This is a genomic window from Pseudarthrobacter sp. MDT1-22 (genome assembly GCF_054511035.1).
Genome location: NZ_JBTNDK010000012.1, coordinates 24,289 through 49,594 on the forward strand (window position 1 = coordinate 24,289; position 25,306 = coordinate 49,594).

The window sequence follows — 25,306 nt, forward strand, 5'->3', positions numbered from 1 at the left end:
TTCAACTAATGGTCAGAGAGACTCGATTTATGAATCAGTCACGCCTCACCACCACTGCCATCACCGTCCTGCGCGTCGCCCTCGGCTTCCTCTTCGCCGCCCACGGCTGGCAGAAGTTCAACGAATGGACCATCGCCGGCACCCAGGCCGCGTTCACCCAGATGGGCGTTCCGGCAGCCAACGTGTCAGCGCCCCTCGTCGCAGGCCTCGAATTGGCTGGCGGCATTGCCCTCATCTTGGGCGTACTCACCCGCGTGGTGGCCGCCCTGCTGGCCGTAAACATGATCGGCGCCTTCTTCCTGGTGCACGCCTCGGCAGGAGTCTTCGCCGACAAGGGCGGGTACGAACTGGTGCTGCTCCTGGGCGCTGCCGCCCTGGCACTCGCACTCACCGGAGCCGGCCGCGTGTCCGTGGACCGCGTCCTGTTCGGCCGCAAGGGCTCCAAACTGGCAGTCCTCGCCTAAGCGGACTCCTCCTCAACGAGCAGCGCCCGACGGCGGACAGGCACCCAGGTGCCGGTCCGCCGTCGGGCTTTTAACGTCTTTGCCGTGGCAGGAGCGTCAGCCGGTCACCCCGGTCAGTTCGTTGGGCACGTGGTCCAGGTCCGTGCTGTTGATGATTTTCCCGGATTTGAGATCCACGGCATGGATCCTGGAAGCAGCCGGTTCTGTGACGTAGGCGGTTGAACCCTGGACAAACAGGGTCGGGCGGGGATCTTGCCAGGCATCCGGCTCCGTCCAGGCGCCAACCACGGAAATGGCAGTGCTCTCTTCGCCCGTCGTCGGATCAATCACATGAAGCGCCCCGTCGGTGCCCAGCACCAGAGCCTCCCCGCCCGGACCGCGGCCCAGGGAACGGAAGGAATAGCTGGCGCCCAGGTCCACCAGCTGCAGCGTCCCGGTGTCGGTGTTGACCAGCGAGATCCGGGTGGGCCGCTCCAGGTCAGCGTCCCTGTCCACCTTGTAATCGCCGAGGATCACGGGAGATTCATGGCTTCCGGCCTGGTTGCCCATGCGGCCGTACGGGTCAGGGCCTGCAACCTTGGTGAAGGCGCCGTTGCGGTAGACCAGCATGCCGTCCTCACAGCCCACCACCACGGTTTCATGGCCCGCCACTGCCTCACCATGCACGCCGGGGCACTCCTGGTTGCGGAGCAGTTCACCGCGTCCCTGCCCGCCGCCATTTTCCGGCGCACTCAGCAGCGCCAGGCCAGTGCGGCCCTCCTCGTTCCCGAGGGTGACCAGCAGCTTCCCATCCTCCAACGCGATGGCGACGCCGTGGTGGGCTTCGGGTGCGGTGTAGGTGCTGGTCTCGGGCAGGCCGGCCTTGAGTGCGTCAGTCAGCGCGGCCGGATCAAAGACCTCCACCTTCCCTGAACCGTCATTGAACAGCACTGTCTTCCCGGCGTGGTTGACCACGTGGCCGGCCTTGCTGGCGCTGAAGGCCCGGTCCGTCAGCCGAGGTGCGGCGGCATAGGAGTGCCCATGGTCGCCGTGCGCCTCGGTCCACACACCTGCATCGAAGACGCGGAAGGAATCTCCGGTGGCCACCAGAACGTGCCGGCCGTCGCCCGCCGGGCTGAGGCGGTTGAAGCCTTCCAGCGGCACTTCCTCCACGGGCTTCAGCGTCTTCGCATCGAGAACGCTAATGCCGGCGTCGTGGGTCAGGACCAGCCGAGGGGTGGGGGCCTGGCCTTCCTTCGCCCGCCCTGCTGTGGCAGAAGCGGAAGTGCCGGCCGAGTCAGGGCCTGCGCCCTGCGACGGTCCGGAGCCCGCGCCCGGAGCAGCCCCGCATGCCGTGAGGAGCAGTGCCGAAACCGCGAGAACTGCCGGGAGAGCCTGCGGATAAGTGCGCATATGGCCGGGATGTGAGTGAGTTTTTATCATATCACTAACGATAGTCATTATCAATAGTGATGCAAATTGGATGACCTCGGCTGCGTCATGGCTGACGGCGGCCGGAACGAAGTCGAACAACAGCACCAAGGGCACTCCGGCCATCCAGGCCGATCTGCTCGGTGACTGGCGTGAGGAAATTGCGTGGCCGTCGTCGGACAGCACGGAACTGCGGATCTACACCACCAGCGCCGGCACTGACGTCCGGCTCCGCACCCTGATGCATGATCCTGTGTATCGGCAGTCGGTTGCGCGCGAGAACATCGCCTACAACCAGCCGCCGCACCCCAGCTTCTTCATCGGAGTGGGCATGAAACTGCCCGCACAGCCGGATATCACCTATACCGGCGCAAAGTAGCCTCCAGTAGTCCACCGACAGAACTGCCCTGTCCGCCCCAAAAGGGCGGGTGGGGCAGTACCTGTTGCGGGTATGTGTCGGCCCCGACCCTCCGGTAACACCGCGCCTCAGTAAGATCGCAGCATGACTGAGACCGCGGCCAATTCCGTAACCCTCCGCTTCCTGGCTGCCCCCACGGATGTGGGCCACAGCGGCTCGGTGGATGCGGGGACCGTCCTCGAATGGGTGGACAAGGCTGCGTACGCTGCCGCCGTGGGCTGGGCCAAGTCCTACTGCGTCACCGCCTACGTGGGCAACATCCACTTCGCGGACCCCGTGAACAGCGGCGACATGGTGGAGGTGGAGGCCACCATCGTCTACACGGGACGCTCCTCCATGCACATCCGGACCGTCGTCTCGTCAAGCGACCCCAAGGGCGGGCCTGCCACGATGCGCAGCCAGTGCATGGTGATCTTTGTGGCGGTCGGCGACAACGGCAAGCCCATACCCGTCAAACAGTTCGAACCGATCACGGCCGCGGAGATCGAACAGCGGGACCACGCCCTGGCGCGGATCAAGGTCCGTGAACGGATCGTCGAAGCCATGAACGCCCAGGAATATACCGACGCCGGGACCGCCGAACGCGTGACGCTGCGGTTCATGGCGGCCCCCACGGACGTGAACTGGGGCGGGAAAGTGCACGGCGGAATCGTGATGAAGTGGATCGACGAAGCCGCCTACGTCTGCGCGTCCCGCTACTGCGGCATGGACACCGTGGCGGTCTTCTCCGGCGGCGTGCGCTTCTACCGGCCCCTGCTGATCGGCCACGTAGTGGAGGTCGAGGCCAGGCTGGTCTACACCGGGACGAAAGGCATGCACATCGCCGTACATGTGCGCTCCGGAGATCCGAAGGGCAAAGAACTGAACCTCACCACGTATTGCCTCACGGTGATGGTGGCCCGCGACGCCGACGGCAACTCCGTGCCCGTCCCCGGCTGGGTGCCGGTCTCGGCGGAGGACAAACGCCTGCATGCCCACGCCCGCGAACTGCTCGAGATCCGTGGGACCGCCCCGGGGAACCGGCTGCCCAACCACCTGCTGGGGCAGGGCTAAGACGGAGGGATCCATCTGCTGGGGCAGGGCTAAACCAGCCAGCCAGCCCCGGCGGGAACGACCTTAGAAGCCGCTGCCGCCGGCGTCGGCCGCCATGTTGGCGAAGCGCGAGTAGTGACCCTGGAATGCCACCACAATGTCCTTGGTGGGGCCGTTACGGTGCTTGGCGATCAGGATGTCCGCCTCGCCCGCACGCGGGGATTCCTTGTCGTAGACGTCCTCACGGTGCAGCAGGATGACCATGTCCGCATCCTGCTCGATGGAGCCGGATTCGCGGAGGTCAGAGACCATGGGCCGCTTGTCCTGGCGCTGCTCGGAGCCACGGTTGAGCTGCGACAGGGCGATGACCGGAACCTGGAGTTCCTTGGCCAGCAGCTTCAGCGCACGGGAGAACTCGGAGACTTCCTGCTGGCGTGACTCCACCTTCTTGCCGGAGCTCATGAGCTGCAGGTAATCCAGGATCACGAGCTTCAGGTCATGCTGCTGCTTGAGGCGGCGGCACTTGGCCCTGATTTCCATCAGCGACATGTTCGGGCTGTCATCGATGAAGAGCGGGGCATCATTCATCCGGCCCATGGTGGTGGCGATCTTGGACCATTGCTCGTCCTTGATGGTGCCCTTGCGAAGGTCCTGCAGGCCGATGGTTGCCTCTGCGGACAACAGGCGCATGGCGATTTCGTTCCGGCCCATTTCGAGCGAGAACATCACAGTGGCCAGGTTGTTCTTGATGGCGGCCGAGCGGGCGAAGTCCAGGGCAAACGTGGACTTGCCAACTGCCGGACGGGCGGCAATAACGATCATCTGCCCCGGGTGCAATCCATGGGTGAGTTCATCGAGTTCGTAGAACCCCGTTGGCACACCGGTCATGCCTTCCCCGCGGTGTCCGGACGCTTCGATCTCGTCCACCGTGGCTTCCATGACGTCCTTGAGGACCACATAGTCCTCTGCTGTGCGCCGCTCCGCGACGGCGTAAACCTCGGCCTGTGCCTGGTTGACCAGGTCCTCCACCTCACCGTCGGAACCGTATCCCAGCTGGACGATTTTGGTGCCTGCGTTGACGAGCCGGCGCAGAATGGCGCGCTCTGCCACGATTTCGGCGTAGTAGCCGGCATTGGCGGCCGTAGGGACAGTCTGGATGAGCTCGTGCAGGTAGGCGGGTCCGCCGATCCGGTTGATCTCTGCGCGCTTGGTCAGTTCGTCCGAGACCGTAACCGCATCCGCCGGCTCGCCGCGGCCGTAGAGGTCGATGATCGCCTCGTAGATGGTCTCGTGCGCAGGCCGGTAGAAGTCCTGTCCGCGGAGGATTTCCACAACGTCAGCGATGGCGTCCTTGGACAGCATCATGCCGCCGAGGACGGACTGCTCAGCGGGAATGTCCTGTGGTGGCTTACGGCTGCCTTCTGATCCGCGGGTACCCTCGATCGAGTCCAGGTGCGTTACTGACAAAGCTGCCGTCCTCCATAGTGTGCCGCGACTTGATGCGGCGAGTAAGTCATTCACCTGCCGGGATGCCCTCCTGCGGGACCTCCACGGGACGGCATACGTTCAGGTCTATCAGCGGCCTCCGACAATGAAGCGCGGCGGGCCCGATTGAAGCCTCCGCAACGTTGAGTCTGCGCAACGCGCGTGGGAGTTATCCCCATGTTCCGCTAGTTATCCACAGAAAGCGCCGCAGCAGCCGGACCGAAGTCCTCCACTGCTGCGACAGCACATGTGCGCAACGGCGTCACAGCACCCCAAAAGCAGGTATCCCGCAACGGTAGCCGCCACCGCCCCAGCGTCCAAGCCCGCCAACCCGGAGGGCTGTGGATAACCTGTGCACTAAGGGGCATAGCTTGTGCACAGCCTGTGGGTGGACCTGTGGAAACAAAAAAACTTTTGCCGTATATAGGCGTCTGACCTGCGAAAACGTTCGTCGAAGATGTGGACTAAATTCTTTTTTTCGCAACCTTCATCCACAGCTTGCGGCGTGGCGCTGTTGAAAGATCCGGATATCCGAGCGCCTCCACCGGCGATTCATACCGGTTTAGTGATGCATCGCACACCTGCCGGCATCTTTTGACGCCACAGCGAATCGGCTGTATGCAACGGCCGGAATGTGCTGTGGATAACGGGCATCTGGCATAAGCTCTGATTATGGGCGATGTACTGATGGTGTTTCTGCCGGCTGGCGTGTTGGCGGCAATAATCTGGGCATTTACGACGGCCCTCAGACCCCGTAATTCCGGGACGTCCGACGCCGAGAAGTACCAGCAGGACCTGGCGAGGCGCTCTGCGGAGCACTATGCCGAGCAGGTACGCGTGGCAACAGCCGTGCGTGCCCGCCTGGAAGCCAACACCCGGCCCAGCCAGAACGAACAGCAGCAATCGCAGCAGGAAGACCATGCCCGGGCAGCACGGCGCGGGCAGTCCGGAGCGGGTGCCGGCCAGTATGGCTATGCGGCGCTCCCCGGCGGGATTCTGGACCCTCAGCTGGCCATGCAGTTGCAGACAATGGCGCACGACGGGCACAAGATCCAGGCCATCAAACTCCTCCGCCAGGCAACCCAAACGGACCTGGCGACAGCCAAAAAGTATGTAGATCGGCTTTAGAAATGGAATCGCTCGTGATCCCCGTTATCATCCTCGCGGTCGTGGCCGCCGGTGTCGCATTGGCTGCCCGGGCGGTCAGCAGGCGGCAGGCGGCCGCCAAGCAGGCCGGCACGGCCCCTGCGCCGGATCCGATTGAGGTGGCCCGCCGGGCCGCCACCAAGCTCTCCGAGGACCAGCACCGCAGGTTGTACGCGCTGATTGCCCAGGGACAGGCGATGGCGGCCATCAAGCTGTACTACGAGGCCACAGGAGAAGGACTGCGGGCATCCCGGGACGCGGTGGGGGCGTTGGCCGCCCACCCGCAGGCCTACCGCAGCCCTGCCGCTGAAGCGGCGGAGGCGGAGCCCGACGATGACGACACGCCCCAGCGGTTCCCCTACCGCTACCGCGCCATTGCCAGCAAGGGCGATGTAACGCGTGAGGTCAGCAGCAATATGCTCAACGACGAGATCTACGGCCGCATCCGCACGTTGGCGCGCAGTGGCGACACCGAAGGCGCCGCCACTGCGCTGACCAAGCACTCGGACATCTCCATGAAACAGGCACGCGAGTTCATCGCCCTCCTGGACGACTAAGGATCCTGGGCGGCTACGCTCCCGGACCCCAAGGCTCCCAGCCGCGGCACAGTGCGCCGTCCGGCCGTCAGAAGTCGAAGATGTCTCCCAGCCAGCCTTCCTTCTTTTTGGGCCGCCGGCGGTCGTGGTCGCGGTCATACCCCGGCTTGTCGTACTTCCGGTCGTCGTAGCGCGGCTGGTCGTAACGGGGCTGCTCGTACCGCGGCTGCTCGCGGCGGGGTTCAAAGTTCGTATACAGCGGGGGCGGAACCGGAGCAGCGACAGGCGCCGCGGCCACCGGGCGCGCCGGCGTAGGAGCGCCGCCGTCCATAGCGTCGTTGGCGCGGTCGATGATTTTGTCCAGCTCACCGCGGTCCAGCCAGACGCCGCGGCACTGCGGGCAGTAGTCGATCTCGACGCCGCTGCGTTCGCTCATGATCAGGTCAATTGAATCCACAGGACATTTCATGTTCCGGTCAACGACCGGGGACACCGAATAGTTCAGACGCCGGGATCCCGGGCGCTGACGGGGGAGCTTTGCGGACGGGCGCGGACTTTGCGGACCGGCGCCTTAGCGTCCGCCGGAAATGCCTGCCAGGAGCTGTTCGAACGGCAGGGACTCCAGTGCCGCCGGCTTGCGGCCGGGCTGATCCTCCGCGAGGAGGGCGGCGAACTCAGCCGCCGCACGGTCGATCCGCGACGATAAGGGCGAGCCGCCGTCGTCCGTTTTACCCCAGTCCTGGGGGCCGGCGAAAACGGCCGTAGCGGCCATCCTGGTGCGCAGGTAGCTGAACAGCGGGCGCATGGCGTACTCGAGGACCATCTGGTGGCGGTCGGTACCGCCGGTGGCGCCCAGCAGGACGGCCTTCTCGTCCAGGGACTTGGGGTCCAGGACGTCGATGAAGGACTTGAACAGGCCGCTGTAGGAAGCGCTGAACACCGGGCTAACGGCAATGATGCCGTCGGTTGCCTCCACGCCGGCAATGACATCCGCCAGGCGAGGGGCCGCATAGCCGGTGACAAAGTTGTTGGCGATGTCCACCGCGAGGTCCCGGAGCTCAACGACCTCAACCTTCACCTCGAAAACCGCATCGGCGAGGCGGTGCTCTGCTGCAGCGGCGAGCTGGTCGGCGAGCAGCCTGCTCGAGGACGGCACGCCCAGGCCGGCGGACAGTACGGTGATGCGGCGGGTTTCCACTTGGACTCCTGAGGTTCGGTACAGCCTATGATACATGTGTTTGCATGTATCGAGATAACCGATGCCTGTCCGCGTTTATTCCAGCGGTGCCAGGTCACCGGCGGTTGCACTCCAGGCGGCATGAAATGAGCATCTGCGTTTTCCTGGATGCGCGGGAGGGGCACCCCTTCTACCTAAAGCGTTACGGGATAAGTCCCCACTCCACCTAACAGGTCACTCGGCGCTGCCCCTCCACACCTAGCTCTGGCGGGAGCACGAAATTCCCTATGTAGGACGCGATACAAAAAGCGAGTACTCAGTACTGGTGTTTACCTGGCCGGGCTGGTCATATGCTCAATTTACGGGCAGGGTCACTCGGCCGGGGGTTTCGAATTCCTCTAGAGGCACTGGCTGGATTAGTCGCCGGGGCCGAGACACCATCCGACCGAGACCACCCCAGACAGGAGACGACCATGCGCACCTGGCAGAGCAAGGCACTGCACTTCGACATCCACGGCCGCATCACGATCCGCGTCGACGCAAAGGCGCCGTCAGCGACCCAGCTCCAGAGCATGTTGGCGTGTTTCGCCACCGACACCGAACGGCCGGCCGACATCGTCGTCGACGCCGGGCCGGAGCCGATGCCGGATGCGGGTCTGCTCGAGCACGAGCTCGCGTACACGGGGAACAGCGTGCGCTTCCAAGCCGATCGCGTCCAGATCGTGAGAGACGCAGAGCAGTGGCGCATTCACGGACCGGGTGAGCTGTTGACCTCCGTGGTCCCTGTTCTCGATGTCGCCATGGTCGGTCGAGGAGCCGGCATGATCCACGCGGCAACGATGGCGTACCGGGGTCACGCGATTGCGCTTCCCGCCGCCGGAGGGACCGGTAAGACGAGCACCGCTGCCAAGCTGATGCGGCGCGAGGGGTGGTCGTTCATGGGTGACGACTGGGCCTTCCTCGCCGAGGACGCCACGCTGCTCGGCTACGCGAAGCCGATGTTCATCAAGCCGCACCACCGGGCCATCTACCCGCACCTGTTCGAAGGTGTCCGGAAACCCCTCGTCCCGTCACAGCTCTCGAAGAGCGTCGGCCGTCTCACGACGGTGGTGCATCCTTACGTCATCCGTTATCCGCGCCTCGCGGACTTCTCCCGGCGATGGTCGCCGGAGCACCGCATGGTCGAGGCGGGGACCGCGTTCCCGGGGCGAGAAGTGACGACCTCGGCCCCGCTCGCGGCCGCCATCTACATCGAGCGCTTCGAGGGCGCCCGGTCTCGGATCGTCGAGCGGACGAGCGACTGGATGGTCGACCGCATGATCGGCAACTTCCACATCGAGATGGCGGGCTTCTCGCAGCGGGTCGTGACTGGCTTGGCGGCCACGTCCGTCCTCCCGTGGCGCGAGCACTTCGCGGCGAAGGGGGTCGTGCTGAGCAAGGCACTCGACGGACGTCCCTGCCACCTGCTGCAGGTGCCCTCCGCGTACACGGCGGACGAAGCGTCGGACGACATTGTCCGGTATCTCGAGGAGCTGCTGCCGTCGGTCCTCGACCAGGAGGCCTGAAGTGCGGGACACAGAGAGTCACAGCCCTGCCGAGATCACCGCGGTCGTTCCGGCCCGCAACGCGGAGCACCTGCTCCCGCGCTGTCTGGGGGCCCTGCGTCAGTCAGGTGTAGCCGAGATCATCGTGGTGGACGGATGCTCCACCGACCGCACCGTCGACCTCGCCCTAGCGGCCGGTGCCCGGGTCCTGAGTGACGAGGGGCGCGGCCTGCCATGGGCTCGAACGCTCGGTGTGCAGAGCAGCAGCACCCGTTGGGTCCTGCTCGTCGACGCCGACGTCGTGTTCGGGCCCACGGGGGTTGCCGACCTGCTCACGGAGCTGGTCGAGGGCGGCTACGACGCCCTCCAGGCCGGTCTGGAGAGTGTCGCTGGACCGGGCTACTGGGGGCAGGCGCTGGCACATCACCATCGCACCGGCCGCAGCCGCAACTGGTTCGGGCTTGTGGCGACGGTCGTCGACCGGGACCTCATGCTGGGCGTGGGTTTCGACGACTCGTTCAAGTCGGGAGAGGACATCGAGCTGCGTTGGCGGATGCGGGAGTCAGGGCTGCGAACGGCGGTGTCACGCCGGGTCGTCGTCGAACATCGTTTTGCCGCAGACGACTTCGACTTCGCGCTCGACCAGTTCCTCATGGACGGAACGGGACTGGGACGGATGGTCCGCAAGCACGGCTGGCGCGGTGCGAGGTTGGCGCTGCTGCCCTTCGCCGCGGCAGTCCGGGGCAGCGCCTTGAGCCTCGCCGCGGGCCAGCCACGGTGGCTGCGCTACTACTTCGCCTTCTGCTGGTATAACTACGCCGGCCTGGCGAAGGGGTTGCGTCGTGAGCGCTGAGCGGGGGACCACTGTCCGGGACGGCTCGACCGTCCGGCACTCCGCTTTGCGCAGCTCCCTCGGCCTCATCGTGGGCAAGGCTGCCCAGATTGGCTGGGGTTTTGCCTTCTGGGTCGTGGCCGCGCGCGCGACGTCAGACCGTGAGGTCGGGCTCACCATGGCCGCGGTCGCGGCAGTGATGATCTGCACGCAGCTCGCGGTGCTGGGTGCCGGGTCGGCCGTAATCGTCGCGGTGGGGCGAGGAGAGCCCCCCGCACGGGTGCTGGACTCGGCGTTCGCCATCGTGGGGGTAGCCGGCACCGTGCTGGCCCTCGGCTACCTCGTGCTGCAGTCGGCTGTGGCGCCGGACACGGCGTCGACATCGGTTCTCTTCTGGCTTACGTTCCTCGCGGCTGCCGTCACCGGCACCTTGGTGATTGTGCTGGACCAGGCGCTCGTGGCGTTGGGACGCGGTGCCAGCGCGACCTTGAGGTACGCGTTGGGCGGCGGGGTTTCACTCGGGGCTGCAGCGCTCGTGTCCTGGCAGGCGCACGGCGCCTCCGCCGACGTCGTAATGGCCTGCTGGACCCTCGGGAATACGGTGGCGTGCGTCGTCGGTGTGATCCAGCTGCGAAAACTGATTGGCTACCGGCCGCGACCATCCTTGCGCTCGGCGCGCGGCCGTCCACTGCTGGCGGTGGGTATTCCGTACCAGCTCCTCACCCTCACCGAGCGCGCCCCCGGGCTGGTGCTGCCGCTCCTGCTGGCCCACACGGTGGCGCCGGAGATCGCTGCCTACTGGTATCCCGCATGGATGATGGCCTGGGCCGCCTACTCCGCTCCGATGTTGATGGGCATCGTCCAGTTCTCCGAAGGCGTCCGCGACCCGCACCGCCTGGTGTCTACAACCTGGGCGAGTCTCCGTTGGTCGCTTGCCGTAGGAGGTCTGGCGGCAGTCGTCCTCGTCCTCCTCGCTCACCCGCTGCTCAGTCTGCTGGGCGAGCGGTACGCCGACGCATCCGCGGACGCTCTGCGGTGGTTGGCGGCCGGACTGGTGCCGTACGCGGTGCTGCAGGCGTACAACGCCGTGTGCCGGGCTCTCGGCCGCTACACAGAGCCGATCGTAGTAGGCGTGACGCTCGGAGTCGCCCTCTGCACCTCAGCGCTGTTCGTCGCCGGAACGGGCCCCGGCGCCATGGCCCTTGCGTGGCTGGTGGTGCTCTCCATTGGGGCCGTTGCGGCCGGCCTCCGGTTAGTCGCCGTTCTCCGGCGCATCACGAAGGAGTCACGATGACCACCACAATTGAAGCACCCAACCGCATCCAGGGACGCTGGAAGCCCCGTGACGTGTGGTGCGCACTGGCGGGAGTAGTGTCACTGGCTCTTGCCGTGTGGGCCGCGTCCACGGTGGCAGTGCCCGTTAGCAGCGATCTGGGGCTCGCCGCCGTGCTCCCCTACCCGTTCTGGGTGGGGGTTCTGATCCTGAACGTCGCCTTCATCGTGGCGCTGCGCGGAGATGCCGCGGGCCCGGCGCGCCGCCCGGTCATGTTGTGGCTGGTCGTGGTGCTGGTGCTCGTGCTCTTCGGGACCGCAGCCTTCGTGACGGACGTACCGCGGGGTGAGGTCGCGTTCCGTCATCTCGGCATTGCGGACGCCCTCTCGCGCACCGAGGGGATCGACCCCGACATCGATGCTTACTTCAACTGGCCGGGTTTCTTCGCCCTTCTGGCGACGGTGCTGAAGGCGACCGGTCTCGACCCGGTGACCGTTGCCCTGTGGGCACCGGTGCTCAACATGGGACTGTGGCTCGCTGCCCTGAGTGTGCTGACGGGCTACCTGACGCGCGATCCGCGGCGGCGCTGGCTCGTGCTCTGGATCTTCTGCCTCGGCAACTGGCAGGACCAGGACTACTTGTCTCCCCAGGCCTTCGGCTTCTTCCTGTACCTCGTCGTGATCGCGCTGGTCCTTGGCCCGTTGGCCGCGCGGACCCCTAAGTTTCTCGGCTTCGGACGCGCCGACCTGACGGCGTGGTGGCTAGGGCGGTCGCCCGCAGAGCACCGGCCGGGGCACCGGGTGAGCGCCCTCGCGGTGACCCTCTTGCTCATCACGGTCATCTGTGCGAGCCATCAGCTGACGCCGTTCCTGGTGCTCATCACCGTTACCGCTCTCACCTTGAGCGGACGTGTCTGGCCCAGCCGGCTGCCCCTGATCACCGCGGTCGTGCTGGCGCTTTGGCTCGTCTTTCCCGCCAGTGCATACCTCGCCGGGAACCCACCCCTGGCGGAAGGAGGACTGCTGGCCGCGATCGACGCCAACGTCGTCGACCGCGTGAGCGGGACTGCCGGCCACGTGCTCGTGGTGCAGGTCAGGGTCCTTCTCACCCTCGTGCTGTGGGCGCTCGCCACGGCGGGGGCCGTGCGCGACTGGCGCAGGGGGCGTCTCGACATCCGGGTGGTCCTCCTCGCCGTCACCCCACTGCTGCTCTTCCCCGTGCAGTTGTACGGCGGGGAGATGCTCATCCGCGTCTCGCTTTTCGCGTTGCCCTTCATCGCCCTGCAGGCGTGCTCGGTCCTGCTTCCCGCGGACGGCAGCACACGCCCCTCCTCCCGCGCCGCGGGTGGCCTTGTGCTCACGTGCCTCCTGCTGGCCGGGATGACCGTGACAGGCCGGTTCGGGAACGCCCAGTATGACGTCTTCACCGACAATGAGATCACCGCCGTCGCCGCTGTGAAGCGTCTCGCGCCCCCCGGCTCGATGATCATCTCGGCGTCCACCCCGACGCCGTGGCGCAGCGAGGCATACCTCGAACACCGGTACCGGACGATCGACTTCATGTGCAAGTCCGACTTGTCGACGGCGACGTGCGGCCCACTCGTCTACGAAGACGCCAGGGACAACCCTGCCGGTGCCGTCGTGCTGCTCACGCGCTCGTCGGAGGCGAGTCTCGTGCTCCGGGGCGTCAGCAGCGAGGGCAGCTTCGACGAGCTGGAGGCGTGGTTGAGCGCGCAGGACGGCGTGGAGCTCGTGTTCAGCAACGTTGACGCACGCGTTTACCGGGTGACACCATGAACGCCGGCATCAGCCGGCCCACCGCGGTGCTCGGTCTCGCGGCCGTCGCACTGTCGCTGGTGACGCTCCTCGGGCTGCCGACACCGCTGCAGGCGGTCGCCGCGATAGCCGTCCTCATCCTGCTTCCAGGGCAGGCACTGGCCCGCCTCACGCCGGTTACCGACTTCGCGCTCCGCGCGCTGCTGGTCCTGGCGCTTGGCCTCGCCGCCCTCACGGCGGTGTCCACGGCGATGTTCTACCTCGCTGTGTGGTCGTGGCAGGCATGCGTTGTCACGATGGGCGTCATCACCATCCTCGCGTGCATAGCACGCGCACGACAGGAGGCCGTTTCATGATCGATCTGTCGGGACTGCTCGCGACAGCCGCGCTGGTCGTCACCCTCGCCCTGCTCGTTACCCTCGTCGGGCTTGAGGTCCGACGCGTTGGGCCGGAAGCCGGTCAGCCCACGACACGTCCGAGGCTACTCGGCCGGACAGTGAGCCGCAGGGTCGTGGCCGTCATGTGGATGGTGTCCCTGCTCTTCTTCCTTCCACGTGTGTTGGAACTGCTAGCGTGAGCCGCCCGGCACGGTGGTGGCTCCTCAGCGACCTGCACCTGGGTGTGTCCGACGACGACCCCCGGTGCCCCGGCAAAGTGCTGCCCGATTTCCTGCGCCGCGAGGTGCTCGCTGCCTCCGGTCTGCAGCAGCACGTCGTCTTTGTCGGTGACACGTTCGAGCTGGCTGGGGTCAATGAGGACGAGAGCCTGGCCCGGCTCGAGTCCATCCTCGTCCGACATCTCGAGACGTTCCGGGCGCTGGAGGAGTGTGCGGCGCGCGGCGTGCACCTGCACTTCGTGTGCGGAAACCACGATGTGGAGCTGGCCCGGCCCTCGGTTGCGGCCCGCCTGTCGGCGCTGCTGTCCCCCGCAGAGCCCACGCGGGTCCGGGTGCACCCGTGGTTCCTGCACGTGCCCCATGTGCTCGTGGCCGAGCACGGGCACCAGCACCACGCGCTGCACCGGATTCCCGAGGTGCTCCGCGCGGCGGTCAACGGCACCGACGAGCTGGACCTTCCGCCGCTCGCCGCCTGGCACGCCCATCCGTCGAGGTCGCGCCTGGGCCGTGCCCGGGCCGTTGCCCGGTCGTGCCTGGCGTCGGAGCTGGCGGAACGTCGCATTCGGGAGCCCGCGTACGACGAGCTGTTGCAGGGCGAGTCACTGCGGCTCGCGCTCGACGGGGTGGCCGTTCGGGACCTGGCGCGCCTGTCCCGGTTCCGGACGGTGTCGGCGCTCCCGGTCGCCGCGACTCGCATAGTGCTCTCGGCCGCCGGGCGCAGAGTCACCGGCGAGAAGGCTCCTGCTGCAGCGGGCCGGTTCGCACGTACCCTCGAGGCGCACGGTTCCGGAGTGGCCTGGTACGTCTCGGGCCACACCCACCGGGCCCTCGAGTCGGCGCTCGAGGCGTGCCCCACCCGATACGTCAACACCGGCACGTGGTGTTCGGACGTCCGCGGTCGCGGACCTGACCAGTCGGACCGTCGGGCGTTCCCGTACGCCGTGGTCGACGTCGCCCGCGACGGCACCACCAGCGGCGGGCTGCGGTACTGGCGTCCGGACGGTGGCTGAGCCGGGCATCGCGCCGGCGGCGCGCGGGGGGGAGTATTGCGGCTCACCGCCGCTGGCTACCATCCGGACCGGCGCGGCTGACAAGTGACCTGGGCTCTGCGAGACTTCCGTCATGGCTGAAAACAAGACCCAGGCAACCGGCGCCTCAGTGGACGAATTCCTGGCCGCAGTCGGGGACCCTGTCAGGCACCGTGATGGCCAGCGGCTGCTGGCGCTCATGAGGGAGATCACCGGCAAAGAGCCCGAGATGTGGGGGCCGACCATCGTGGGCTTTGGGCGGTACCACTACTGACTGACGCGCGACATGGCACTTAACCGCAGTCCCGGGCACCGACACTGCCGCCAAGTGCCATGTCGGCGCAGCGCAGGGCACAAAAAACCCCGCCGCCGGTGACGGCAACGGGGGTTTTTGTGCAGTTTGAGGCTGCGTAACCGGAAAGGCTACTTGCCTGCGACTACGTTGAGTTCGATCACAGCGGCAACGTCAGCGTGGAGGCGGACGTTGGCCTGGTAGGAACCAACCGACTTGATGTGTGCCGGCAGTTCAACCTTGCGCTTGTCGATTTTGCCAAGGCCAGCGGCCTCAACAGCGTCGGCTACGTCGGCCTGCTTGACGGTGCCGAACAGGCGTCCGGTCTCGCCAGCCTTGACGACGAGCTTGACCGGCTTCGCGGAGAGTGCAGCGGCCTGCTTCTGAGCGTCTTCCAGGGAAGCGTGCTCGCGGGCGGCGCGGGCAGTCTTGATGGACTCAACCTGCTTCTCGCCACCCTTCGACCAGGTCAGGGCGAAGTTGCGGGGCAGCAGGTAGTTACGTGCGTAACCGTCCTTGACCTCGACAACGTCGCCAGCGGCACCGAGACCGGTTACTTCGTGGGTCAGAATGAGCTTTGCCATGTTAGTCAGTCCCTTCCTTAGCCGCGGCCAGCGCCGGAGTAGGGCAGCAGTGCAACTTCGCGGGCGTTCTTGATTGCCTGGGCGATCTTGCGCTGTTCCTGCACCGTGACGCCAGTGACGCGACGGGCGCGGATCTTTCCGCGGTCGGAGATGAACTTGCGCAGCAATGCTACGTCCTTGTAGTCGATGACAGTGATGTCAGCGGCCTTCAAGGGGTTGGACTTTGGTTTGGGCTTACGGAGTTCAGCCTTAGCCATCGTGGAGCTCCTATTCTATGGAGCCCGTGGATGTTGATCCACGGGATGGTGGTGGTCCGACGGCGACAGCCACGTCAGATGCCTTGCGGCACTTTCGGCGGTCCCGGCGTCGGGCCTAAATGATTGGTTTAGAAGGGAGGTTCGGAATCGGGGCCGTTGCCCCAGCCGCCACCTGCATTGGAGACACCGGGCGTCGCCCAGGGATCCTCCTGTGCAGCCGGCTGGTTGCCGCCACCGAAGCTTCCACCGGAGTTGCCGCCCTGGTTTCCACCAGTGTTGCCGCCTCCGAAGCCGCCGCCGCTGTTGCCGCCGCCGAAGCCACCCTGACCACCCTGACCACCGGAGCGTTGGGTGCGGTTGACCTTGGCATTGGCGTAACGCAGGCTCGGGCCGATTTCATCGACTTCGAGCTCGATAACGGTGCGCTTTTCGCCTTCTTTTGTTTCGTAGGAACGGCTCTTCAAACGGCCGGAAACGATCACGCGCATGCCCTTGGTGAGGGACTCTGCGACGTTCTCGGCTGCTTCACGCCAAACCGCTGCGCGGAGGAACAGGGTTTCCCCGTCCTTCCACTCATTGGACTGGCGGTCAAAGGTGCGCGGGGTGGAAGCGATGGTGAAGTTCGCGACTGCCGAACCTGACGGTGTGAACCGCAATTCCGGGTCACTGGTGAGATTACCGATGACCGTAATAGTGGTTTCGCCTGCCATCTACTGCCTCCTTGTTCGATCCTGGGTGAAGAATTCGATCCTGCGGGGTAAAGAATGAAAATCGGAGCTGAAATTACTCAGCAACAACCTTCTGCTCTTCGGGGCGGGTGATCTTGGTGCGCATGATGGTCTCGTTAAGAGACAGCTGGCGGTCAAGTTCCTTGGCGGTGTCCGGCTTGGCGGTGAAGTTCACCACGGCGTAGATACCTTCGGACTTCTTCTTGATTTCGTAAGCCAGTCGACGACGGCCCCAGATGTCAACCTTTTCGATGGTTCCACCATCGTTGGTGATGACGTTCAGGAACTTCTGAAGCGACGGCTCAACGGTACGCTCTTCGACCTCGGGGTCGATGATTACCATCAATTCGTAAGGACGCATATGTGAACCCACCTCCTTTGGGCTAAGCGGTTACGGCATTTCCGTAACAGGAGGTTCATTTGCGATGCCGTGCAATGCCCGGCCAACAGAACGGAGGCAGGGCGCAGCACAGACTTCAATATCTTAGTGCATTTGGACCGGATAGGCGATTCGCGCTTGACTCAAGGCTACGCGTAGCGCGCGCGTCGCCGGAAGCGTCCGGCGGGCTATGTGGATAACCCGGGAAACAGGCTCCGCGCATGAGGCAAAAGTCTCTGGTGCCCGCCGCGGAACAGGGCTATATTTGCAAGAACGGCTGGGTACCGTGCTGGACGCAATGACGCGGCCAGGAAAGCCGGTCCGCGTGTCGCGCAAGCGGCTGGATGGACCCAGGATTTTGGATAGAGCAAGCAGTTCGGTCTCCTTCTTCGATGGATGGGGACCACATGTCGTTAATAGGCAGAAGCAGGGAATTGGACCGGATACTCTCCGTAATCCGGGGTCCTAAGGATTCAGCCCTCAAGGTGGTGGGCCGGCGTGGGATGGGCAAATCCGCCCTCCTGTCCGAGATTCCCCGCCTTTCCGACTTCCGAACCGTTTTTCTCACCGCGAGCGTGTCCGAGTCCGACTGGCCGCTCTCCGGCCTTACCGCGCTCCTCACCGGCATCGACGACCCCGTCCTTAACCGTTTCGCCGATGAACTACTGCGCGATTCCAGCGGCGCCATGAACGTCCCCACTGTCTCCACCATGTTGCTCAACGGACTGCACCAGCGCTCGTCATCCCGGACGGTCATCGTCATCGATGATGCCGACCAGCTGGACCCCAGCAGCCAGGCCGTGATCGGATACCTGGCACGCCGGCTGACCGGGACGGACATGGCACTGTTTATGAGCGTGCGGGAAGAGACTGCCGAAAGTCCCTTCGCCTCCCTGCCGGCCCTCCAGTTGGCGCCGCTGAGCTACAACGACACGGTCCGCATGTTGGAGTCCATTCCGGCTCGGCAGACCGCGACAGCGGCGGTCCACGCAGTTGCCGCGGCCACCCAGGGGAACCCGCTCGCCGCCGTCGAGCTTTTTGGGCTGCTGCTGGAACGCCAGGCCGAGGGAAAATACGCACTCCCCGTCCCGCTCCCCGGCAAAGGCAGCTTCGAGGCCGAGTTCGCCGCCACCGTGGGCGGGCTCTCGCCAGGTGCGAGGCAGGTCCTGGACCTCCTCTCGCTGTCCTGCCGCAGCGATATCGCCACCCTGGAACGGGCATGCGACCAACTGTGGGGCGGGATCGACGAACTGCTGGCAAATGGCATGGTCAACCGGTCCGGACCACACCTGAGGATCCAGGACCAGCTGCTCCGGGGCTACGTTTATGCTGCCATGACACCGGCAACGCGGACCGCCAGCCACCGTGCCATGGCGGCCGCAGCGGAGCCCGCGGATCCCTATGCCCACCGCTGGCATCTGAGTTTTACCGCTTTGGAGCGGCAGACTCCGTTTGGCCTGCTCCGGTTTGCCGTTGACCTGATCCGAAGCGGCGAGGTGCCCTTCGCCGTCGAGTACATTGAACGGGCCCTGACCATCAACCCTTGGGAAGCGGAGACCACCGCCAGGCTCACCACGGTGGCCGAACTGCTGTTGAACAGGGGTGAGTTCGTCTACGCCAAGCGCTACCTGGACTGGGCCCAGCGGGTGACGCGGAACCCTGCCTTGGTCCTTCGACTGACAGGCCTCGCCTTCGAGATCCAGTTCATCCAGGGCGGCGCCGTGCGCTCCAGCATGGTGCTCCGGCTGGTGAAGGAATTCGGACAGCATGATCCGGCATTTGCAGCCCGCCTGCTCGTGGCCGCTGCGCTGTACTACGCGGACCGTTGGGAGCTTGAGGATGCCACCGGCCTGGTGCAGTACGCCGAGAAGTACCTGGACCATGCCTCCCCCGACTGCCTGGCACTGGCGGACAGCGCCCAGCGGCTCATCGAGGTGATCGGCGGGAAGTCCGGACAGTTCGGCCGCAAGCCCGACGGCGGGAACGAAACCGTGGCGTCCCTTCTGGTACAGGGCCGCGCGCTGGCCTACGCCGAACACCATGCTGCCGCCCAGGAGGCCTTTGCCCGGGTGCGGAACGTGCTGGAGGCCGATACCGTCAATTGGCGGGAAACCGCCGATTTCTTTGCTGTGGACAACGAAATCCGTGCCGGCAACGTCCGGAAAGCCGTGAAACTGATCGAGGACCTTGAACTGGCCGAACCGGAAACCAAATACCACCGTGGAATGCGGCACGTCTTCCGGGTCTGGCGGGCCAATGCGCTCGGAAACGAGCAACTCGCCCACGCCTACGCAACAGACGCACAGCACTTCTCCGGGGCGGAAAGCCACCCGGCCATCACGGCGCAACTGGCCGCGTGCCAGGGGCATTTTGCCCTCATGCGCGGAAATCTCGCCGAGTCCTTCGCGCAGCTGTCCCGGGCAGCGGAGATCGGCCAGGCCTTCAGCAACCCGACTCTGCTGCGCTGTGAGGCCGATCTGGTGGAAGTCCTGGTCAGGCTGGGCAGGCACAGGGAAGCCGCCCAGGCACTGTGGCACTTGGAAAGCCGGGCGGTGGGCCTGCGTTCGCCATGGCTCATGATGGCGGTTGCCCGGAGCCGGGCGATGCTGGCTGACGGCGAGCAGTCCCTCCAGATGTTCAATGATGCACTTGCAGGCAGGAACGCCCAGGAGTCCCTGCTGGAACGCGCCAGGACACTGCTCTGCTACTCCGAACGCCTCAACGCCTTCGGCCGCCTTCGGAGCGCCCGGGACGGTCTGCTTCGTGCCAAAGTGATGTTCGACGAAGCGGGTGCCCATGCCTGGGCCCAGCACGTGGACTCGCTGCTGCTCGACGAGCGGGTGGAACCAGCCGGCACGCCCGACAATCCGGCGATGCTGATGCTTGCAGACCACGAACGCGTGCTGGCCCGAATGGTGGCCCGCGGGATGCGGAACAAGGAAATCGCGGCCACCCTCTATGTGTCCGTCCGGACCGTGGAGGTGCGCCTGACTGCGATTTACAGGAAGCTCGGAGTCGAATCACGAGCCCAGCTGACGGCCCTTGCGGCCGGCAAGGAAGCCGCCTTCGCTAAGGAGCCGTTCGTCCTTCCTGCCGTCTAGGACAGTAGCCGGGCGGCGTGCCCCCTGATGGGGTGCATCCCGCCGCCGGGCCCCGAGCTGAGGCACCGGCGTTGCAGGTAACCGCAGTTCCCGCATTGTTCCCGGCCAGCGCCCGCAGTACCGCTTCCGTTCCGCCCCGGAACGGGACGGAAGGGACTAATTTTGCAATAGGCAATGAACATCCCGGAGCTGCACGTGGGAAGGACTCGGACATGAGAACGGCCACCAGGAAGGCCGGTGCACGGTGACTGCGGAAACCGTCCTTGCCCGCATCAACGTCATGGAACCCTGGCTCGGCGACAAAGAAGCCCGAGCCGTGGCGGACGTCCTGGCCTCCGGTCTGCTCTCGCAAGGGCCCAAGGTCAGAGAGTTCGAGGCGAGGTTCAGCGCCTCTCAAGAAGTGCGCCACGCCGTCGCAACCTCCAGCAGTACCACCGCACTGCACCTGGCGCTGATAGTGGCCGGCATCGGTCCCGGCGATGACGTGGTGGTGCCGTCGCTGGCCTTCATCGCCACGGCGAATGCTGTCACGTATATCGGGGCACGGCCGGTTTTCTGCGACGTGGACCCCGCCACCGGGACTGTGACTGCGGCCACGGTCCGGGCGGCATTGACCCTGGACACGCGGGCCGTGATCGTGGTGGACCAGTCCGGCGTCCCCGTTGACCTGGACCCCGTCCGCGAACTGTGCGACCGTCACGAAATCACTGTGATCGAAGACGCCGGCTGCGCCGTTGGCTCTGAATACAAGGGCAGGCCCGTGGGCACGGGGGCCGACATTACCGTGTGGTCGTTCCACCAGGACAATGTGCTGACCACTGGCGAGGGCGGGATGCTGACAACCCACCGGGCGGACTGGGCGGCACGGGCCCGGAGCCTCCGCGGCCACTCCCTGAACGTGCCGGCGGCGGACCGTCGCGGATCCCGCATTGCCGCGCCGGAGGTGTACGTCGAGGTCGGCTTCGACTACCAGATGACGGATCTGCAGGCCACCGTCGGCATCGTGCAGCTCGGCCGGCTGGGCGAGATAGTGGCTCGCCGACGGGAGATCGCCGCGAAGTATGAGGCAGGGCTTTCCGGCCTGACTGGTCTGCGGTTTGTGGCCGACCCACCGTACGGGACGGCCAACTTCCAGTCCTTTTGGGTCGAAGTCCTCCCGGATTTCGCCATTGACCGCGAAGGGCTCCTGGCCCGCCTGGCCGATGCCGGAATTTCGGCGCGCCGCGGCGCCATGGCGGCTCACCGGCAGCCTGCCTACCGGTGGCGCGAAACTGGCAACGCAGGGCTCCACAACACCGAACGGCTGACGGACCGGACCCTGGTTCTCCCGATTTTCCACGGCCTAGACAACGTGGGCCTGAACCGGGTCATGAACAGCGTACGGGCGGCCGCCGGTGTACGCCGGTGAGCGAACTCGTGCTGATCGCAGCAAGCGGGCTGGCCCGGGAGGTCCTGACCATGGTCCGCGCCAGCGGGCAGTACGACGTCGTAGGGCTGCTCGACGACGACAAGGAAATGGCAGGCGTCACCGTGGACGGTGCGCCGGTGCTGGGGACCATTGACGACGCCTCCAAGTTCACGCACGCACTGGTGCTGGTCTGCCTGGCCTCGGGAAAATCCCGGGAAACCGTGGTGGAACGGCTGGCGGCCCAGGGCGTGCGCGATGCCCGGTACGCCACTGCGATCGACCCCACTGTGGAGTGCCCCGAGGGTTGCCGGATCGGCCGGGGCAGCATCCTGCTGCGGAATGTGACGCTGACGGCTTCGGTCACGCTTGGGGCTCATGTTGTGGCCATGCCGTCCGTGACTTTCACGCACGACGACGACGTGGCGGACTTCGCGACGTTCGCCGCCGGTGTGTCGCTGGGCGGCGGAGTCCGGATCGGCCGGGCGGCCTACCTGGGACTGAATTCCAGCGTCCGCGCACGGACTTCAGTGGGGTCCTACGCGACTGTTGGCATGGGGGCGGCAGTGTTGAGCAACGTACCCGACGGCGAAACATGGGTCGGCGTCCCAGCCCACCCTATCGATCAGGAATGAGGCAGGGAAAGCACTCCGGCGGCAAAGGCGCACTCCATGGCGGGGGCCAGCTTCAGGGCAGCCCGCCCCGCGACCGGGCTAAGTTCGTCGATGCGTTCGCTCACTGGACCTCCCTCCAGGGTGTGCCTACGAGCGCTGTCCCGGCCGATGCGCGGCCCTCGATATGCGCGATCCGGCGCCCTCGCAGATAGCCAGCGGCAGTGCACGCCAGAACGGCCATCACCGCACCGGCGCGGCCCAAGCCCTGCGGGTTTGATCCCCGGCCCCAATCGCGAATCCCGGAAAAAACGGCCCGTGGCAGTACGCTCCGGACGTATCGCCGCTCAGGGCCGAGTGCCCGCTTGTGGCCAACGATCTGGCTGACCTGGGCTTTGGAGATCCCTTCGGACCAGGAACGCGACAGCATGTAGGGGATGGTTCCCCTGTCGGCAGGGACGTGGTGACGAACCAGAGCGGCCGGTTCGTAGACGATCCGTGACCCGGGTGAGCCCATCTTCGAACGGATGCAAATTTCGGTCTCCTCGCACCCGAGCGGTTTCGTGCCCTGCCGGCCGAGGGAGACATTGAAGCCGCCAACCTGGCGGAGGACTTCGAGCCTGAAGGACATGTTTGCGCCGATGACGTTCCGGACCTCGGAGGCCACCTTGGGCATTCCGCGGTGGCTGCATCCTACGATCCAGTCGAGCTCTTCACCGAAGTAGCCCGGACGGCCTGTTTCCCACACCGGTTCCACGCGGCCGCCGACGGCCAAGACATCAGGATCGTCATAGAGGGCGAGCAGCCGCTCCAGCCAGTCCGGCGCGGCTTCGGCGTCGTCGTCCAAGAAAGCCACGACGTCGGCGTCTGCCAGGCCCACCCCGGTATTTCGTGCGCCTGAGAGCCCCGGGGGGCCAGAGCTTTCAACTACTGTCACGTTGTCCACGATTTCGATGAGCCGCTCATACAGAGCCTCGTTGTGGTCAATGACCACCAGGACCTCCTGGGGCGCGACCGTTTGGGCCCGGACGGACTCTATGACATCCAGTAGCAGGTCCCAACGCTTCGCGGTGTAGGTACAAATGACAATAGAGGCGGTCGGCGGCGGGTTAAGGCTAAACATGCTGGCCTCCCCGAGCCGCGGAGAGAACCGCTTGGGGATCCATAGGCGTCCGCGGGACGCTGACATTTGCGTAGGTATATTTCACCCGGCGGAGGGCTTCAGGTCTGGCGCCTGCGGTGGGCGNCACGGCCACCGCTGACAGCTATGTGACGAGCGCGGCGCCGGGGACGAACAATGGCACAAGCACCATATTGGGTGTGGACAACAGCCCGGTGGAAGTCACGTACCTGAAGTTCGACCTGTCAGCGTATGCGGGCAGGACCATCCAGAGTGCAACGTTGCAGCTGCGCAGCGCCGGGAGCGGGTCAACGGGCACGCAGAACATCAAGCTGGTCGCCGATGACAGCTGGACCGAGACTGGGATCACGTACAGCATCCGCCCGGCGCTCGGCACCAGCATCGGCACCCTCGGCCCGACAACCACCAACACCAACTACAACATTCCGCTGACGGTCAGCGGACTGACCAGTGAGCTCGGCCAACAGCTCTCCCTGGGAATGGACACCAGCAGCGGTGACGGCCTGGACCTCAACTCCAAGGAGGCCGGCAGCACCTTCGCACCCAAGCTCATCCTCACCCTGAGCTAGGTCAGGCAGGAAGAGGACTAAACATGGCCGGGACTCCATCCTTAAGGATGGGGTCCCGGCCATGTTTAGCGAACCTGCGACACAAGGTTCAGGAATTTCATAGGCCGCACTTCTCGCCTATTTATGTCGATGTTCGCGGTATGCCGACCTTCTTGCGCCGTCACAGATCAGATGGGTGGGGAGCCTGGAATTATCGGCATAACCGCGGGGTCTGGTTCCTCCTTCATGTAACTGCCATTCATGAAGGAGGAAGACATGAGTGTCCTACAACCAAGGTATGCAGGGTTCGTGTGAGCGGACCGTTGGCGTCATTCGCACCTGCGTTCAGGTGGGCGTTGAAGGATATGGGCTTTACGCCGTTGACGCCAGCGAGCTGAGGATGGCGGCTGACTTGAGTCGCTGGCCCCAAGAGCAGGGACTCGGAGCAGCAGATTTAACTTAGGCTCCGATCCAAGAGCGGGCCGGCCCGCTCGCCTCCTGGGGGAGTTCGTCGACGCGTTCGCTCACTGGACCTCGCTCCACGGTGCGCGCGCAATGACGGTCCCGGACAGCGGGCGGCCCTCCACGTGCGCTATCCGGCGTCCGCGTACGTACCCGGCGGCCGTCCAAGCCAGGACTGCGATGACGGCTCCCGCCCGGCCCAGCCCCTGAGGGTTGTCGCCCCGGCCCCAATCGCGCACTCCCGCAAAAACCGCCCGTGGCAGTACGCTCCGGACGTAGCGCCGTTCCGGGCCTAGAGCCCGCTTTTGGCCTACCACCCGGCTGACCTGGGCTTTGGAGATACCTTCGGACCAGGAACGCGACAGCATGTAGCGCAAAGTCCCCCTGTCCGCCGGCACATGGTGGCGGACCAAAGCCGCGGGTTCGTAGACGATCCGCGATCCGGGTGAGCCCATCTTCGAACGGATGCAGATCTCGGTCTCCTCACAGCCAAGGGGCAAGGTGCCCTGGCGCCCCAGCGAAAGGTTGAAGCCGCCCACCTGGCGGAGGACTTCGCGCCTGAAGGACATGTTTGCGCCGATGACGTTCCGGACCTCGGAGGCCACCTTGGGCATTCCGCGGTGGCTGCATCCTACGATCCAGTCGAGCTCTTCACCGAAGTAGCCCGGACGGCCCGTTTCCCACACCGGTTCCACGCGGCCGCCGACGGCCAAGACATCAGGATCGTCATAAAGGGCAAGCAGCCGTTGAAGCCAGTCCGGGGCTGCCTCGGCGTCGTCGTCGAGGAAGGCCACAATGTCCGAGTCGGCAAGTCCGACGCCGGTGTTCCGCGCTCCGGACAACCCGCGTGGACCGCTGCTCTCCACCACCGTCACGTCATCTACAATTTCGGTGAGCCGCTCGTAGAGGTCCGCGTTATGGTCAATCACCACCAGGACCTCCTGGGGTGCAACTGATTGGGCCCGGACGGACTCTATGACGTCCAGCAACCGGTCCCAACGCCTTTCGGTATAAGCACAAATGACGATCGTTACGCTCGGACGTGCACCACGATCCAGCATG

The 25,306-nt window shown here is 65.5% G+C and carries 26 protein-coding genes and 1 pseudogene; 17 read left to right on the forward strand and 10 right to left on the reverse strand.

All coding sequences use genetic code 11. From position 1 onward, the window contains the following. Positions 1–29: 29 nt before the first annotated feature. On the forward strand, positions 30–464 hold the full coding sequence (locus ACX80M_RS11215) for a DoxX family protein (protein WP_252599682.1): 435 nt from the start codon (positions 30–32) through the stop codon (positions 462–464). Positions 465–560: 96 nt separating this feature from the next. Here the strand turns inward: ACX80M_RS11215 and aztD are convergent, their stop codons facing one another. Continuing rightward, positions 561–1,856, reverse strand: coding sequence for a zinc metallochaperone AztD (gene aztD, locus ACX80M_RS11220; RefSeq protein ID WP_252614510.1), 1,296 nt, complete (start codon positions 1,854–1,856; stop codon positions 561–563). Between the two features lie 64 nt (positions 1,857–1,920). Here aztD and ACX80M_RS11225 point away from each other — a divergent pair. Beyond that, a pseudogene (locus tag ACX80M_RS11225) lies at positions 1,921–2,253 on the forward strand (rhamnogalacturonan lyase family protein); the annotation flags it as partial. Between the two features lie 123 nt (positions 2,254–2,376). Beyond that, positions 2,377–3,345, forward strand: a complete 969-nt coding sequence (locus ACX80M_RS11230; RefSeq protein WP_252599684.1) for an acyl-CoA thioesterase — start codon at positions 2,377–2,379, stop codon at positions 3,343–3,345. A 63-nt stretch (positions 3,346–3,408) separates the two neighbouring features. Here the strand turns inward: ACX80M_RS11230 and dnaB are convergent, their stop codons facing one another. Beyond that, positions 3,409–4,791, reverse strand: a complete 1,383-nt coding sequence (gene dnaB / locus ACX80M_RS11235) for a replicative DNA helicase (protein WP_058930676.1) — start codon at positions 4,789–4,791, stop codon at positions 3,409–3,411. A 690-nt stretch (positions 4,792–5,481) separates the two neighbouring features. On the opposite strand from dnaB, the gene ACX80M_RS11240 reads away from it, so the two are divergent. Together ACX80M_RS11240 and ACX80M_RS11245 are read left to right on the forward strand one after the other, a co-directional pair. Beyond that, entirely contained in the window at positions 5,482–5,937 is a 456-nt protein-coding gene (locus ACX80M_RS11240) for a hypothetical protein (RefSeq protein ID WP_056341733.1), read from the forward strand. 2 nt (positions 5,938–5,939) lie between these two features. After that, entirely contained in the window at positions 5,940–6,512 is a 573-nt protein-coding gene (locus ACX80M_RS11245; protein WP_252611463.1) for a hypothetical protein, read from the forward strand. A gap of 67 nt (positions 6,513–6,579) precedes the next feature. On the opposite strand, the gene ACX80M_RS11250 is transcribed toward ACX80M_RS11245, so the two are convergent. Both ACX80M_RS11250 and ACX80M_RS11255 read right to left on the reverse strand, forming a co-directional pair. Beyond that, positions 6,580–6,960, reverse strand: coding sequence for a zf-TFIIB domain-containing protein (locus ACX80M_RS11250; RefSeq protein WP_256472992.1), 381 nt, complete (start codon positions 6,958–6,960; stop codon positions 6,580–6,582). Positions 6,961–7,062: 102 nt separating this feature from the next. Next, positions 7,063–7,689: a CE1759 family FMN reductase gene (locus tag ACX80M_RS11255; protein WP_459309685.1), complete on the reverse strand. Its 627-nt coding sequence runs from the start codon at positions 7,687–7,689 to the stop codon at positions 7,063–7,065. A 452-nt stretch (positions 7,690–8,141) separates the two neighbouring features. Between ACX80M_RS11255 and ACX80M_RS11260 the strand changes: the two genes are divergently transcribed. From ACX80M_RS11260 to ACX80M_RS11295, 8 genes are all read left to right on the forward strand, one after another. Beyond that, on the forward strand, positions 8,142–9,233 hold the full coding sequence (locus ACX80M_RS11260; RefSeq protein ID WP_141138841.1) for a hypothetical protein: 1,092 nt from the start codon (positions 8,142–8,144) through the stop codon (positions 9,231–9,233). 1 nt (position 9,234) lies between these two features. After that, positions 9,235–10,065, forward strand: coding sequence for a glycosyltransferase (locus ACX80M_RS11265; protein WP_459309686.1), 831 nt, complete (start codon positions 9,235–9,237; stop codon positions 10,063–10,065). Then, positions 10,055–11,338: a lipopolysaccharide biosynthesis protein gene (locus ACX80M_RS11270; RefSeq protein WP_252611456.1), complete on the forward strand. Its 1,284-nt coding sequence runs from the start codon at positions 10,055–10,057 to the stop codon at positions 11,336–11,338. Before ACX80M_RS11265 ends, ACX80M_RS11270 begins: the two co-directional genes overlap by 11 nt. Next, on the forward strand, positions 11,335–13,113 hold the full coding sequence (locus ACX80M_RS11275; protein ID WP_252611454.1) for a glycosyltransferase: 1,779 nt from the start codon (positions 11,335–11,337) through the stop codon (positions 13,111–13,113). The genes ACX80M_RS11270 and ACX80M_RS11275 overlap by 4 nt, the downstream gene beginning before the upstream one ends. Continuing rightward, positions 13,110–13,448, forward strand: a complete 339-nt coding sequence (locus tag ACX80M_RS11280) for a hypothetical protein (protein WP_104062931.1) — start codon at positions 13,110–13,112, stop codon at positions 13,446–13,448. The genes ACX80M_RS11275 and ACX80M_RS11280 overlap by 4 nt, the downstream gene beginning before the upstream one ends. Next, a complete protein-coding gene (locus tag ACX80M_RS11285) occupies positions 13,445–13,669 on the forward strand; it encodes a hypothetical protein (RefSeq protein WP_252614508.1) in 225 nt (74 codons plus the stop codon). Before ACX80M_RS11280 ends, ACX80M_RS11285 begins: the two co-directional genes overlap by 4 nt. Beyond that, positions 13,666–14,718: a metallophosphoesterase family protein gene (locus ACX80M_RS11290; protein WP_252614507.1), complete on the forward strand. Its 1,053-nt coding sequence runs from the start codon at positions 13,666–13,668 to the stop codon at positions 14,716–14,718. The genes ACX80M_RS11285 and ACX80M_RS11290 overlap by 4 nt, the downstream gene beginning before the upstream one ends. Before the next feature lie 112 nt (positions 14,719–14,830). Further along, the gene (locus tag ACX80M_RS11295; RefSeq protein ID WP_308293052.1) at positions 14,831–15,010 is read left to right on the forward strand and encodes a hypothetical protein; all 180 of its coding nucleotides are present in this window, start codon (positions 14,831–14,833) and stop codon (positions 15,008–15,010) included. A 149-nt stretch (positions 15,011–15,159) separates the two neighbouring features. Here ACX80M_RS11295 and rplI read toward each other — a convergent pair whose 3' ends face one another. From rplI to rpsF, 4 genes are all read right to left on the reverse strand, one after another. Continuing rightward, entirely contained in the window at positions 15,160–15,612 is a 453-nt protein-coding gene (gene rplI, locus ACX80M_RS11300) for a 50S ribosomal protein L9 (protein ID WP_056341694.1), read from the reverse strand. A gap of 17 nt (positions 15,613–15,629) precedes the next feature. Continuing rightward, complete coding sequence (gene rpsR / locus ACX80M_RS11305; protein WP_003800144.1) at positions 15,630–15,869, reverse strand: 30S ribosomal protein S18; 240 nt, start codon at positions 15,867–15,869, stop codon at positions 15,630–15,632. A 128-nt stretch (positions 15,870–15,997) separates the two neighbouring features. Then, on the reverse strand, positions 15,998–16,579 hold the full coding sequence (locus ACX80M_RS11310; RefSeq protein ID WP_056341689.1) for a single-stranded DNA-binding protein: 582 nt from the start codon (positions 16,577–16,579) through the stop codon (positions 15,998–16,000). A gap of 73 nt (positions 16,580–16,652) precedes the next feature. Next, the gene (gene rpsF / locus ACX80M_RS11315; RefSeq protein WP_011693941.1) at positions 16,653–16,958 is read right to left on the reverse strand and encodes a 30S ribosomal protein S6; all 306 of its coding nucleotides are present in this window, start codon (positions 16,956–16,958) and stop codon (positions 16,653–16,655) included. Between the two features lie 425 nt (positions 16,959–17,383). On the opposite strand from rpsF, the gene ACX80M_RS11320 reads away from it, so the two are divergent. From ACX80M_RS11320 to ACX80M_RS11330, 3 genes are all read left to right on the forward strand, one after another. Further along, positions 17,384–20,077: an AAA family ATPase gene (locus ACX80M_RS11320; RefSeq protein WP_459309690.1), complete on the forward strand. Its 2,694-nt coding sequence runs from the start codon at positions 17,384–17,386 to the stop codon at positions 20,075–20,077. Between the two features lie 244 nt (positions 20,078–20,321). Continuing rightward, positions 20,322–21,485: a DegT/DnrJ/EryC1/StrS family aminotransferase gene (locus ACX80M_RS11325; RefSeq protein ID WP_252614505.1), complete on the forward strand. Its 1,164-nt coding sequence runs from the start codon at positions 20,322–20,324 to the stop codon at positions 21,483–21,485. Then, entirely contained in the window at positions 21,482–22,117 is a 636-nt protein-coding gene (locus ACX80M_RS11330; protein WP_252611444.1) for a NeuD/PglB/VioB family sugar acetyltransferase, read from the forward strand. The genes ACX80M_RS11325 and ACX80M_RS11330 overlap by 4 nt, the downstream gene beginning before the upstream one ends. A 100-nt stretch (positions 22,118–22,217) precedes the next feature. On the opposite strand, the gene ACX80M_RS11335 is transcribed toward ACX80M_RS11330, so the two are convergent. Beyond that, entirely contained in the window at positions 22,218–23,216 is a 999-nt protein-coding gene (locus tag ACX80M_RS11335) for a glycosyltransferase (protein ID WP_252599696.1), read from the reverse strand. Positions 23,217–23,362: 146 nt separating this feature from the next. On the opposite strand from ACX80M_RS11335, the gene ACX80M_RS11340 reads away from it, so the two are divergent. After that, positions 23,363–23,803: a CBM96 family carbohydrate-binding protein gene (locus ACX80M_RS11340; protein ID WP_459309733.1), complete on the forward strand. Its 441-nt coding sequence runs from the start codon at positions 23,363–23,365 to the stop codon at positions 23,801–23,803. Between the two features lie 503 nt (positions 23,804–24,306). Here ACX80M_RS11340 and ACX80M_RS11345 read toward each other — a convergent pair. Next, positions 24,307–25,305, reverse strand: a complete 999-nt coding sequence (locus ACX80M_RS11345) for a glycosyltransferase family 2 protein (protein WP_254749588.1) — start codon at positions 25,303–25,305, stop codon at positions 24,307–24,309. Between the last annotated feature and the right edge of the window lies 1 nt (position 25,306).